This window comes from Bradyrhizobium sp. (assembly GCF_030646015.1).
In the GTDB taxonomy this organism is placed as follows: domain Bacteria; phylum Pseudomonadota; class Alphaproteobacteria; order Rhizobiales; family Xanthobacteraceae; genus Bradyrhizobium.
Genome location: NZ_JAUSLT010000017.1, coordinates 1 through 11,586 on the forward strand (window position 1 = coordinate 1; position 11,586 = coordinate 11,586).

Annotated in this window: 19 protein-coding genes; 7 read left to right on the forward strand and 12 right to left on the reverse strand. The window is 61.9% G+C overall.

The features are described from left to right. Window positions 1–231: 231 nt before the first annotated feature. The 5 genes from Q7T45_RS01555 to Q7T45_RS01570 all read left to right on the forward strand — a co-directional run bounded on the left by Q7T45_RS01555 (window position 232) and on the right by Q7T45_RS01570 (window position 2,633). Complete coding sequence (locus Q7T45_RS01555) at window positions 232–672, forward strand: nuclear transport factor 2 family protein (RefSeq protein WP_304866597.1); 441 nt, start codon at window positions 232–234, stop codon at window positions 670–672. A 198-nt stretch (window positions 673–870) separates the two neighbouring features. Then, window positions 871–1,413 carry a hypothetical protein gene (locus tag Q7T45_RS28990; protein ID WP_370691188.1) on the forward strand — a complete coding sequence of 181 codons (543 nt, stop codon included), beginning with the start codon at window positions 871–873 and terminating at the stop codon, window positions 1,411–1,413. 66 nt (window positions 1,414–1,479) lie between these two features. Next, on the forward strand, window positions 1,480–1,770 hold the full coding sequence (locus Q7T45_RS28995; RefSeq protein ID WP_370691189.1) for a hypothetical protein: 291 nt from the start codon (window positions 1,480–1,482) through the stop codon (window positions 1,768–1,770). A 156-nt stretch (window positions 1,771–1,926) separates the two neighbouring features. Then, complete coding sequence (locus Q7T45_RS01565) at window positions 1,927–2,343, forward strand: hypothetical protein (RefSeq protein WP_304866601.1); 417 nt, start codon at window positions 1,927–1,929, stop codon at window positions 2,341–2,343. A 155-nt stretch (window positions 2,344–2,498) separates the two neighbouring features. After that, the gene (locus Q7T45_RS01570; protein ID WP_304866604.1) at window positions 2,499–2,633 is read left to right on the forward strand and encodes a hypothetical protein; all 135 of its coding nucleotides are present in this window, start codon (window positions 2,499–2,501) and stop codon (window positions 2,631–2,633) included. Window positions 2,634–2,689: 56 nt separating this feature from the next. Here Q7T45_RS01570 and Q7T45_RS01575 read toward each other — a convergent pair whose 3' ends face one another. The 3 genes from Q7T45_RS01575 to Q7T45_RS01585 form a co-directional block, all read right to left on the reverse strand. Beyond that, a complete protein-coding gene (locus tag Q7T45_RS01575) occupies window positions 2,690–2,833 on the reverse strand; it encodes a hypothetical protein (RefSeq protein WP_304738091.1) in 144 nt (47 codons plus the stop codon). A 132-nt stretch (window positions 2,834–2,965) separates the two neighbouring features. Further along, a complete protein-coding gene (locus Q7T45_RS01580) occupies window positions 2,966–3,448 on the reverse strand; it encodes a MaoC family dehydratase (protein ID WP_304866609.1) in 483 nt (160 codons plus the stop codon). Beyond that, window positions 3,448–3,915 (reverse strand): MaoC family dehydratase, encoded by a 468-nt coding sequence (locus tag Q7T45_RS01585; RefSeq protein WP_304866612.1) that lies wholly within the window; start codon window positions 3,913–3,915, stop codon window positions 3,448–3,450. Before Q7T45_RS01585 ends, Q7T45_RS01580 begins: the two co-directional genes overlap by 1 nt. Window positions 3,916–4,142: 227 nt before the next feature. Here Q7T45_RS01585 and Q7T45_RS01590 point away from each other — a divergent pair, with 227 nt between their 5' ends. Then, window positions 4,143–4,442 (forward strand): DUF4282 domain-containing protein, encoded by a 300-nt coding sequence (locus Q7T45_RS01590; protein WP_304866615.1) that lies wholly within the window; start codon window positions 4,143–4,145, stop codon window positions 4,440–4,442. Window positions 4,443–4,611: 169 nt separating this feature from the next. On the opposite strand, the gene ychF is transcribed toward Q7T45_RS01590, so the two are convergent. The 3 genes from ychF to Q7T45_RS01605 form a co-directional block, all read right to left on the reverse strand. Next, window positions 4,612–5,709, reverse strand: a complete 1,098-nt coding sequence (gene ychF / locus Q7T45_RS01595) for a redox-regulated ATPase YchF (protein WP_304866618.1) — start codon at window positions 5,707–5,709, stop codon at window positions 4,612–4,614. Between the two features lie 179 nt (window positions 5,710–5,888). Then, window positions 5,889–6,491, reverse strand: a complete 603-nt coding sequence (gene pth, locus Q7T45_RS01600; protein WP_304866621.1) for an aminoacyl-tRNA hydrolase — start codon at window positions 6,489–6,491, stop codon at window positions 5,889–5,891. A gap of 21 nt (window positions 6,492–6,512) precedes the next feature. After that, complete coding sequence (locus Q7T45_RS01605) at window positions 6,513–7,265, reverse strand: 50S ribosomal protein L25/general stress protein Ctc (protein WP_304866624.1); 753 nt, start codon at window positions 7,263–7,265, stop codon at window positions 6,513–6,515. A 326-nt stretch (window positions 7,266–7,591) separates the two neighbouring features. On the opposite strand from Q7T45_RS01605, the gene Q7T45_RS01610 reads away from it, so the two are divergent. After that, the gene (locus Q7T45_RS01610) at window positions 7,592–7,897 is read left to right on the forward strand and encodes a hypothetical protein (RefSeq protein ID WP_304866628.1); all 306 of its coding nucleotides are present in this window, start codon (window positions 7,592–7,594) and stop codon (window positions 7,895–7,897) included. Window positions 7,898–8,043: 146 nt separating this feature from the next. On the opposite strand, the gene Q7T45_RS01615 is transcribed toward Q7T45_RS01610, so the two are convergent. The 6 genes from Q7T45_RS01615 to Q7T45_RS01640 all read right to left on the reverse strand — a co-directional run bounded on the left by Q7T45_RS01615 (window position 8,044) and on the right by Q7T45_RS01640 (window position 10,723). After that, entirely contained in the window at window positions 8,044–8,271 is a 228-nt protein-coding gene (locus tag Q7T45_RS01615; RefSeq protein ID WP_304866631.1) for a hypothetical protein, read from the reverse strand. A 111-nt stretch (window positions 8,272–8,382) separates the two neighbouring features. After that, on the reverse strand, window positions 8,383–8,808 hold the full coding sequence (locus Q7T45_RS01620) for a hypothetical protein (RefSeq protein WP_304866635.1): 426 nt from the start codon (window positions 8,806–8,808) through the stop codon (window positions 8,383–8,385). Between the two features lie 481 nt (window positions 8,809–9,289). Then, window positions 9,290–9,487: a hypothetical protein gene (locus Q7T45_RS01625; RefSeq protein ID WP_304866638.1), complete on the reverse strand. Its 198-nt coding sequence runs from the start codon at window positions 9,485–9,487 to the stop codon at window positions 9,290–9,292. A 193-nt stretch (window positions 9,488–9,680) separates the two neighbouring features. After that, window positions 9,681–9,986 carry a hypothetical protein gene (locus tag Q7T45_RS01630; protein WP_304866641.1) on the reverse strand — a complete coding sequence of 102 codons (306 nt, stop codon included), beginning with the start codon at window positions 9,984–9,986 and terminating at the stop codon, window positions 9,681–9,683. A 27-nt stretch (window positions 9,987–10,013) separates the two neighbouring features. Continuing rightward, window positions 10,014–10,256, reverse strand: coding sequence for a hypothetical protein (locus Q7T45_RS01635; RefSeq protein WP_304866644.1), 243 nt, complete (start codon window positions 10,254–10,256; stop codon window positions 10,014–10,016). Window positions 10,257–10,312: 56 nt separating this feature from the next. Beyond that, complete coding sequence (locus tag Q7T45_RS01640; RefSeq protein ID WP_304866646.1) at window positions 10,313–10,723, reverse strand: tetratricopeptide repeat protein; 411 nt, start codon at window positions 10,721–10,723, stop codon at window positions 10,313–10,315. Window positions 10,724–11,586 lie beyond the last annotated feature (863 nt).

Here is an 11,586-nt window from a genome sequence, read left to right on the forward strand (position 1 = left end):
GATCGCGATTCGGGATGCCGAGATCGCCATCGAGCAGGAGCCCGCGCGCCGCCGCGAGCGCTAAACGGGCGGAACCCGCGCATTTGTGCAATGCAAAAATATCCATTGAGTTTCTGACCAGATCCCGTATTTATGCTGGCAACAACGACGCACAGCAACCAGACCGGGAATCGCCATTATGCGGACCGGGCCGCTTGCTGTTTTGCCAATCCATATCGGGAATTAAACAAAATGACAGAGCACAGCCTCTGGCGTTTTTCGCGCGCGTTGCATCGTGCGATCAATGAACGCCGGTTCGAAGACATCGAAGCCTTGATCGATGACGATGTCGATTGGGCGATCTATGGCCCGATCGACATGTTTCCATTCCTCGGCGCGCGCCGCGGCCGGGAGGCCGTGATCGAGGTGATCAAGCAGATCGCGCACAACGTCCGGGTCCACCGCTTCGATCGCGAGACCATGATGCTGGGCGTGGATTCGGCGTCCTCGATGCTGCGCTATTCGCTGACCGCGCTGGATTCGAACAAGCCGATCAGCCTGCGGATCGCGCATTTCGCGCAGTTCAAGGCGGGCCGGCTGTTCAACATCCGGGTTCTCGTCGATACCTTCGACCTGGTGGAGCAGGCGCTCGGGCGTCCGATTCATCTGCCGAAGATGGCATCGTTCGCCTGAGCTATCCGTGATTGTAGGGTGGGCAAAGGCGCTCTTGCGCCGTGCCCACCATCTATCGTCCGCGTAAGCCTATGGTGGGCACGGCGCGCGAAGAGCGCGCCTTTGCCCACCCTACAAAGCCACCAGCCACCGTGAACACCCGCCACAATTTTGCGCCGATGTACCCGCATCAATGACCGTGTGCAGGCGGGCGGGGTTATGATTTCGACAACACGATACGGGCTGGCGATGCTGCTGTTGCTGGCGACAAGCCTTGCCATGGCGCCGCTGGCGCATGCGCAAGCGCTGCCGCCGGATGAGGATCCGGACGCCGTGGCGGAAACTGCCGACACCGACACCGATACCGACGTCGAGGATCTGGAGCCGGACTGGAGCCAGCTCAACGTCGATACCGCCACGCTGCTGCTCGGTCCGGCCGCCAAACCGCCATCGAAGGCGCGCCAGCCGCGAGCCGCTGATGGCTCCGACACCTCGTGGAAATCCACCAACAAGGCCAATGGCACGGCCGAAATGTCGGTGAAGCAATCGCTGTCGCCGTTCTGGGATACACGGATCGGCGCCGACATGACCGTGGTCGGCCCGCCCCAGACATTGACCAGCGCGGACCTGCTGCGGCAGAAGATTTCGGGCGACGGCCAGCCGTCGCAGTCGTCCGGCAGCGCATGGGCGGCGATCACCGCGCCCGGCGTCGGCTCGATCTGGGACAAGACCGCGATCGAGGCCCGGGTCGATCCCGCGTAGGAGCAGGGCAAGCTCGGCACCAGCCTCAGCAAGTCGCTGCCGCTCGGCGAGCAGTATTCGCTCACCTTGCAGAACGGTCTCAACGTCACCCAGCAAGGCTACGTGCCGGTGCCCGGCAGCATCGCGCACCATCAGCGCAATTACCAGACCGAGCAATCGGCGAAGCTGAGCATTGCCGATACCGGCACCAGCCTCATTGCCGGCCAGTCGATGTCCTCCACCGAGGACAAGTGGCTGCGCAAGATCGGCGCCGAGCAGAAATTGTTCGGTGGCGTCACCGTCAACGGCTCGATCGGCGAAACCGCGCTCGGCACCTCGAACAAGAGTCTCAGCGCCGGCTTCAAGACCAGCTGGTAAAGGCTGCAGGCTGCGTTTCCGGCGCAAATCCCGCGAAAGATCGAGCATTGCCGCATATTGGCCGCGATGCGGTCAAAATCAGCAGCCCTGATGTAACAGTTGAATTTCGTCGTGCGGGGGACAACCGCGCTCGCTACACACGCAGGGGAAAAGCCGATGAATGCGACCATCCGTTCCGATAAAGTTGAATCAACTGAAGCGGACCCGAACCTCGCCGCCGTCTCGGAAGTCGAGGCCGGAATCCGCGACTTCGTCCGCAACGACGTCGCCTATCTGCGCCGTCCGCCGACGCTGACGCCTGACGCCGCCGCGCTCGAGCCCTCTACCGAGGCCACCGTCAACAATGTCAACTCGCTGATCCAGCGCGTCGCCGGAACGTCGCTATCGGAAATCGAAAACCTGATCGGGGAACTCGAAAGCCTGCGCGACCTGCTGCATGCCGAGGGTCAGCGCGTGCAGCGTGAGATTTCCGGCTATGCCCAGCTCAGCCAGGCCGCGATGAAGTCCACCCGCATGATCGCCGACAATGTGACGCAGTGGAAGCGCGCCGCCGACGGCCTCCGCAACAGCTGATCGCTGATCTCGAGCCTTTTGCCGCCGCCTCCCTTGCCGGGAGCGCGGCGGTTTCATTTTTACCACGTCGCATTTTCATCAATTGGCTTTGAACTTGCCGCGTCCCGGCCGCGACCAAGGGCAGGCGCCATCATGCGGCGGGGGGACACGTTTCCATGAAAACCATTCGACCTGACAATGCCGATCCGATTCCGCTGCGGGTCTCGCCGCACCGGATGGGCACCATCATGATCCGGTTTGTCGGGCTGTTGTTGCTGGCGGTGGTGGTGATGGCGCTGGCCTGGCGCTGATTTTGGCGTTGATCAAATCATCCGCGATTTCGCTGCCATGGTTAGCCGGAGGTAACTTATCGGCTGACGATCCGGGCGCCGTCGAACGAATAGGCGCCGTCGGCGTGGCCCTTCACCACCATTCCGGTGGCCAGCATCACCGCAAGCGTCACGGTTGCGAAGATAAAGCCGACAATTTTCAAGCCGCCGCGGTCTGCCATCGAGGTCCCCAAAACTTCTGTCCTTGTGTCAACTATGGCAGGCACAAGGTTCAGAATGCGTTAGCAAATGAATGGTTCCCGACGATCATCGCGATCGATCGGTTACTGCGACAATCCGGTAACCATGTCGATTCAGGAAGTCGGGTTCCGCCGCGGCACGAAGGCCGTGGCCAGCAGCGAATAGGTCGGTTCGCCGCGCTGGTTGGTGCCGGTGTGGCGGGCCGTCACGATGCCCCATTCCGGGCGCTTCTCCGAGGTCCGCAGCGATTCGACCTCGCTGGAAAAGCTGATGGTGTCGCCGGCCAGCACCGGCCTGATCCAGCGCAGTTCGCGAAACCCCGGCGACGGTCCCCAGATCGCGATCTTCTCGCCGCGGGAGGCTGCTTCCCGCGCCTGGCTCTGGCCGTCGGCCACCAAGAGCTTCATGCAGACCGAGCCGACATGCCAGCCCGAGGCCGCCAGCCCGCCGAACAGCGATTGGCGGCCTGCCTCCTCGTCGAGATGAAAAAGCTGCGGATCGAATTGCGCGGCGAATGTCCTGATCGATTCGGCGGTGAAGGTGAACGACCCCACGTCGCGCCGCTGCCCGATCGCCATGTCCTCGAAGAATCGCATCAGCCGGCCTGCCCCGAGGTAACTTCGGCGCGACGCCGCACGATGATCGGCGTGACGATCTCGCACAGTTGCTGCCCGGCGGCGTTGCGCACCATGCCCCTGAACGTCACGATGCCGGTGTCGGGACGGCTGTTCGAAACCCGGGCCTCGGCGACGTCGATATCGAGCGTGATGTCGTCGCCGGGCCGCAGCGGCGCCAGCCAGCGCAATTCATTGACCCCGGGCGAGCCCAGCGAGGCGGTGCGGCCGATAAAGCCGTCGAACATCATCCGCATCATGATCGAGCACAGATGCCAGCCCGACGCCGACAGGCCGCCCAGCATCGAGCGCGAGGCGGCCTCCTCGTCGAGATGCATCGGCTGCGGATCGTACTCCGCGGCGAACGCCAGCACCTCCTCGCGGGTGACCCGGCGCGGGCCGAACGTCCCGAATCGGCCGGGGGAGAAATCTTCGAAGCTGAGCGTCATGCGGGGGATTGTTTGAATGGCGATTGAATCGGGATGGATGCGAGGAAGGCCTGATTGTGGCCGTTATTTGTGGCAATCTCAACCCGCCCACCCGCATGGCTCGTGCCCGGCGGGGGAACACCGCCGTTCGGTGCTTGTCACGATCTTGCCCGGAACACCTTTCGGAGCTAGCCCTGTGCAGGCAGGTTTGGACAGAACTCATACGCGACTCGCCGGGAGAACGACCGATGTTTGAATTTCGGGATCTGTTTCAGTGGGACCGCTTCATCACGCCCACCATCATCAAGACCTTCTACTGGCTGGTGATCGCGCTGATTGCGCTGTTCGGCATATCCGGCATTTTTACCGGCCTGTCGGCGATGGCCATCAGCCCGTTCGGCGGGTTCATCGTGCTGCTGTCCTCGATCGCCAGCGTCATCGTCGGCGTGATCTTTTCGCGCATCGCCGCGGAATTCATCCTGATCGTGTTCCGCATCAACGAACACCTCGGCGCCATCCGCGACCAGGGGCAGGGGCAAGGGCATTGAGCCCGCGGCAGCGTTACACCGCTCCCTCATGGTGAGGAGCGCGTCGGGCAGCGCTTGCGCTGCGCGGCGCGCGTCTCGAACCATCTGGCACATTGCCTGCAGCCATACTTCGAGACGCCGCGCAAAGCGGCGCGGCTCCTCAGGATGAGGACCGCGGGCTGCTTCGAGGCTACGTATTAAACCGGAAATGCATCACGTCGCCGTCGGCGACGACGTATTCCTTGCCTTCCAGCCGCAGCTTGCCGGCGTCGCGGGCGCCGGCTTCGCCGCCGAGCGCCACATAGTCGTCATAGGCGATGGTTTCGGCGCGAATAAAACCCTTCTCGAAATCGGTATGGATGACGCCCGCCGCGGCCGGCGCCTTGGTGCCGCGGGTAATGGTCCAGGCGCGGGCTTCCTTCGGCCCCACGGTGAAATAGGTGATGAGGTCGAGCAGCTGGTAGCCGGCGCGGATCAGGCGGTCGAGACCGGCTTCCTCGAGGCCGAGCGTATCGAGGAATTCGGCGCGCTCCGCGCGCGACAGCGTCGCGATCTCGGATTCGATCTTGGCGGAGATGGCGACGGCGACCGCGCCCTCTTTCTTCGCCTGCTCCATCACCGCCCGGGAAAAATCATTGCCGGTGGCGGCAGCACCTTCCTCGACGTTGCAGACATAGAGCACGGGTTTCGAGGTCAGCAATCCCAGCATGCCGAAGGCGCGCTCCTCCTCGGGCTTGCGGGTCAAAAACCGCGCCGGCTTGCCCTCGCGCAGCAGCACCAGCGCGCGGTTGACGAGCTCGAGCTGCTCCTTGGCGTCCTTGTCGTTGCCTTTTGCCTTTTTGGTGAGGTTATCGACGCGCTTCTCGAGACTGTCGAGATCGGCGAGCATCAGCTCGGTCTCGATGGTCTCGATGTCGGCCAGCGGCGCGATCTTGCCCTCGACATGGGTGATGTCGGAATCCTCGAAACAGCGCACCACATGCGCGATCGCATCGACCTCGCGGATGGTGGCGAGGAACTGGTTGCCGAGGCCCTCGCCCTGCGAGGCGCCGCGCACGAGGCCAGCGATATCGACGAAGGTCAGCCGGGTCGGAATGATCTGGGCGGACCCGGCTACCTCGGCCAGTTTGTCGAGTCTCGGATCCGGCACAGCGACTTCGCCGACATTCGGCTCAATGGTGCAGAACGGATAGTTCGCCGCCTGCGCCGCCGCCGTCTCCGTCAGCGCGTTGAACAGGGTCGATTTGCCGACATTGGGCAATCCGACGATACCGCATTTGAATCCCATCGCAGCTTCCGATCTTGCGCGCGACACCAGCAGCGCGCGAATTGGTTTAAGGTCGTCATACGCGGGCAAAAGGTGCGAAGCACCGTCTTCCCATTTAGCCACCCGCGTATCCATCTTCTTTGAAGGGATGGATCGCCGGCTCAAGCCCGGCGATGACGAGCGTTACTTGATGACGAGCGTTACTTCTTGTCGTCCTTGTCTTCGAAAAATCCCTTGGCCTGCAGCGCCAGATGCACCCTGTTCTGGAACGTCGAGTCCTTTTCCGTCGCCAGCAGCCCGGCGTTCTCCGCCATCGCCTCGCACAGCGCCACCACCCAGGGACGGTCGCTCTTGGCGAAATCCGACAGCACGTGCCCGTGCACCAGTTCCTTGACGCCGGGGTGGCCGATCCCGATCCGCACCCGGCGATACTCGTTGCCGATATGCGCGGATATCGAGCGCAGGCCGTTGTGGCCGGCAATGCCGCCGCCGAGCTTGATCCGCACCTTGCCGTCGGGCAGTTCGAGCTCATCCTGAAACACGGTGATCTCGCCGGGTGTGAGCTTGAAGAAGTTGGCGGCTTCCTGCACCGCGCGACCGGAATCGTTCATGTAGGTCATGGGCTTCAGCAGCACGACCCGTTCGCGATCGAGCGTGCCTTCCGCGGTCTCGCCCTGAAAGCGGCGGCGCCATGGTGCGAAACCATGACGCCGCGCAATTTCATCGACGGCCATGAAACCGATGTTGTGCCGGTTATGCGCGTACTTCGCGCCGGGATTGCCGAGACCAACGAACAGTCGCATGACGCGGCATCCCGCGTCCGCTTACTTCTTCTTGTCGGCGGGCTTCGCCGCCGGAGCCTTGGCGCCGGCCGCGGGCGCCTTGGCGCCTGCCGCGGGAGCCGCACCAGCCGCAGGAGCCGCCGCGGCACCAGCCGCAGGAGCCGCACCGGGCGCTGCAGCTGCAGCGCCGCCAGCCGCGGCAGCCGCCGCCGCCTTGATTTCTTCGGCGTAGCCGGACGGCGGCACGATGGTCACCAGCGTGATGTCCTCGCGCGTCAACGACTTGACGCCGGCGGGCAGCTTGACGTCGGACAGATGCAGCGAGTGGCTGATTTCCAGCGAGCTGACATCGGCCTCGATGTACTGCGGAATGTTATCGACCGAGCATTCCAGGTCGATCGAATGGGTGACGATGTTGACGGTGCCGCCGCGCTTCACGCCGGGCGCCGCATCGGCGTTCTGGATGTGCAGGGGAACGCTGACGCGGATGGTGGCGCCTTCGCCGAGCCGCATGAAATCGACATGCAGCGGAAAATCGCGCACCGGATCGAGATGGAAGTCGCGCGGAATCACGCGGTGCTTCTTGCCATCGAGTTCGATGTCGTAAATCGTGGTGAGGAACCGGCCGGCCTGAATGCGCAGGCGCAGTTCGGTATCGTCGACCGAGATCGGCTGGGGGGGCTGGTTGTTGCCATAGATCACTCCGGGAACTCTCCCGGCGCGACGTACTGCCCGTGCGGCCCCCTTGCCGCCTGCCGGACGAGTGGTCGCCTTCAATTCCTTGACGGTCGCCATCTGGTTTAAGTCCTTGTTTCTAAAAAGTTAAAGGCCGCATCGCGGCCCCGTTTGGACGCCGCAGCAAGCCTCCAGGGGTGCGGGGGCTGCGGACGTGGCGGGGTTCTAGCCCCAAAGGGGCGAAATGACAAGGAAATGCGGGGATTTTTCTGCGGTTTTGGCGGCACGCGGTGATCCCAACTCGTCATGGCCGGGCCCGACCCGGCCATCCATCTCCTTCGCCAAAACTCTCATTGAAGAAACAGCCCTCACCTGACAAGCGGAAGCGAATTGACTCAATGTTCTCTTTTTGTTCTTATGATGTCTCGCCCACACCGGAGGCCACCATGGACAATCGCATCAACGAACTCCGAAAATTGATCAGGGCGTTACGTCTCAGCATGCTGGAGGCTGAGGCGATCATGCGTGAGCAGGTAAACCAGGACCTGGAATGCGCCTTCGTGGCGGGAGAAATCCTGAAAATGCGTACAGTCATGAGCGTCCTGGTCCGGGAAAGGGAAAGTCTGGGCGATCGCGAGCCCATCCTCGTGAAAAGCTTTTTCATTCCCCGGCGCCTCCCGGCGGCTCCACGGCCGCTCGCTGACCGTCCGGTAAAGCACCACCTGCGCCCTGCGCTGCAGCGTGTCCAATGAGCTGGAAATTTTGAGGCTGCGGGCGCAACTGGCTCGAAGTCGGTTCGACCGTGCGTCGGCGGCGTAGGGCGGATTAACGTAAGCGTAATCCGCCAGCCGCTCACCATACAGAGGTGAGCCTGCGGCCAATCCACCCTACGGGCTGGTTACGCCGCCAGCACAGCCCTCTTGACCGCTTGCGGCAGTGCGATGGAGCGGAAGAATGCCTTCGGATAGAGATAATCCTCGCCGGATTCATCGACGATCCGCAGCATGTTGTGCTTCTCGGCTGCGGCATCGCGCAACGCAACGTAGATTTTGCGTTTCTCAAGCGAGACCGCATACCCGTCGTTTTCGATGCAGATGACCAGTTGTTTTGCTTGTGTCTTGGTCATGGTCTCACAGCAGGTGCTTTATCTTGAATTCCTTGCGCCCGATACCGGCGGCCTCATACCAGTGTAACTCAGCGCCGTGGATCGAACCATCGTTGTGAGCCAAGCAAAGACTCACCTCTCCTCATCCGGATGCACCCACTGATACGGCGTGATCTCGCGCGTCGCCGTCAGCTTGATCATGTGCACCGGCGGCGCGGTGCGCCCCTTCCGACAGGAGCGGCATTTCAGCGACGCCTCCAGTTTCCACAGCGGCGTGTCGCGCGGGCGGCGGATGGCTGACAGCGGCAGGCTCGCGCGGGTCCTGCAGCGGTTGCACTCCACCTCCAGCCAGCCGAGGCCGCCGTTGAGGCATTGCGCGATCGTCGGCGCCGGCTGCGCCGGGCCGCCATAGCCTTCCATCCGCACCGACCAGGCCGCCGCCTCGGCGCGGTCGGCCTCGCGCACGGCCTTTGTCGCCGCTTCCCTCATGTGGTCGGCATGCGTCTTCGCGCCGCGGATGCGGCTGCCCCAGATGACCTCGCGCGACTTGGTGCTCATGGCCGGGGCATTACAGCGGACCTTGCGGGCGCGGGCAAATTCGCTAGGGGTTGATGCCGGGAACCTGTCTGGTGCCCTACCGGTCGGGCTGATGCGTGCCGGCGCGAATCCACCAATCCAGAACCGGCCACTGTGCAAAATTGAGCAGCGGGAACCCGAGGCGATGTGATTGCGTCACGGCGAACGCCGGTCGCCTTGCGCCGCGCTGTTCTCTTCTGGCCCCGGCGTGCTCAGCCCCCGCGCCGGGGCCGTTTCGTTTCAGCCCCGCACCATTTCCCCGGATGTCTCCGCTTGAATCCCGGTTCTGTTGCGGTCAGCCGGGCGATGACAGCGGTGTTTGTTTCATCCACCTCGGCTCCGTGGACCGAGCCATCAGAGTGTTGGACAATATGGGCAAGTGGGTCAGCCAGGATGGTGCAAATAAATTAGCGCCGCCATCCAGCGGACAGCGGCGCCAACGAGATCCGAACGATCGGGGTGACTACTTCTTCTTCGCCATGCCGGATTCCATCTGGCTTTTCTTGTACAGCGCCTTATCGGCGGCACTGACCTGGCCCATCATCGGCATCGGGCTGGCCGTGGCAGCGGGGGCGGCGGCGGGTGCTTTCTTCTTCGCCGCCAAAGCGGCAGAAGTAGAGACGGCGAAGATAGCAAGACCAACAAGTATGATTTTCTTCATGCTGAGCTCCCTTGAAAAAAAACGCACGGCAGTCAACCACGAACCCTGGATAAGGGTCAAGAACCGCAGCCCAAGCGAGCCCACGAGTGCAATGCATTCAAGCGATGCAATGCCTTCGGGTGGAGGTAATCCACCTTCTTGGCCTGGAAGAAACCGGGCTCAGGAAAGGTAGCCGCCAAGTCGGAATTCGAAATCAAGCCTTGTCCTGCGCGTACTTCTCGAGGACCAGCCGGTTATACTCATCTCTCACGGCTTTCCGTGAAATATGCCCTTTGCGGTCCTTGGCAATCTTCAGAAGATCGGGGTCAGTCGGCGCCTTTGATTTCCTTTTGAATCTGGCAACGAGTGCGCTTCCAAACAGCCGGTCAAACCATCCCATGGCGTCCTCACCGGTCATACTGCAATGACGACAGCCTACCACCACGAGTTGGCGGCGCAAAGGAAGAATGGATTGCTTCGTCGCATCCGCCTTCGCCCGAAGGCGGGCTTCGGCGGACAAGAGCGCTCCTCGCAATGACGCGAACCCTTACCTCCCGGCGACCTTCAGGAGTTCTTCCGCCCGGCTGATACCGTTCTTTGCCTTGAGGGTCAGGGCTGTCGGTTGCTCCCTCCATTCCGAAACCAGTTTTTCTGCTTTCTCGAGTTCCGGTTTGGACAACATGCCAGCCATCTCATTGACATTTTTCTTCGGCGCCACTTTCGAGAGTTTGAAATACGCATACGACAGAGACAGATCCCTTGGCGTGCCTTTTCCCGCGGAATACGCCATGGATAAACTGAAGAGCGCCCCGGGATATCCCTGATCGCCTGCCGCCTTCCACCACTTCAGCGCTTCTTCCGGATTTCCCTGCCTGGCATATGATTGGCAACATCGTGCTGGGCCAGCGCATAACCGGCCTTGGCAGCAACGAGCTTGTATTTCAGGGCTTCATTCGAGTCGGGCGTTACAACGCCCGCGAACTGCCCGTCATAATAACAACCAAGCTTGTAGGCTCCCAGCGGGTCGTTCGATGCCGTGGATTTTTGAAACCACTCGAATGCCTGCTTCGGATCCTGTGGGGTGCCGATGCCATTATTATGCATCATGCCGACATGGTATTGCGCCTCGGCATTTCCGTTGTTGGCCAATGCCACCATCGCATTGAAGGTATCGGCATCGCCGGCATGGGCCGGCATTGAAAGCGTCAAAAGGCATGAAAAAGCCAGGGCCGCAAATTTCAGGGCGATGAGTTTCATGTTATCTCCCCGATCGGCGGGATTCGAACGGACTGTCCGGTTCCAGCTGGCAAGCGGATCACGCGATATCTCGCGTGCTTGCACAAAGTGTCGAATTCCACCTTCCTAGGTCGGCGAGGACGTGATTTGGGTTCACGCCGGTTCCTGCTTTATTGCGCACTTGCCTGGAAGGTTCGGCCCTCCGGGAAAGTCGCACGCCGGGCGACGACAACTGAACAAATCAACCCGACGGGCAAATCACTTCGGTTTATCGGAATTGCTGTCAAGCCCCCACGCGAAAAAATATTTCTGTTTTCCAGAAACATAAATCAGGCTATATCAACAGCCATCCCGTCCCATCAAGAGGGGCGTTGCGCAACGTACCAATGCGGGGCGGGGATGCGGTGGACGTGGATGGTGCTTCTGACGAGGGCGCCTGAAGCGGACGGCGAAGTCGTGCGGTTCCGACACCTCGGTGCTGGTGTCAAGTTCGCGTTAAGGCACGCGGGCGACGGTGGCAAGAAAGCCGATCGCCGGGGAGATCACGTATAAGCCGTAAACTTCCGCGCAGGGAAAGTCGGATGTCTCCGCTGGACCTGTATGCTCGTGTGCGTTTTTTCGTGCAACTTTTGCACACGAGACCGCGGGTGCAGCGCGCATCCGGCTTTCCCTGCGCCCTCTGACTGCAGAGGGCGTGACGTGACGGGCAAACCTCGGGCGAATCGCGCCGCGAGATCGTGAAGCACTGTTTGTTGTACTGAAGCGGAATCTATCATCCGTCGTCCCTGCGAACGCAGGGACCCATAATCCCAGTCATCTCATGCAAGGACGAACCGGTTCAACAGGCCCGCTAACACCTTCTACCCGATCGATGGCACGGCGTA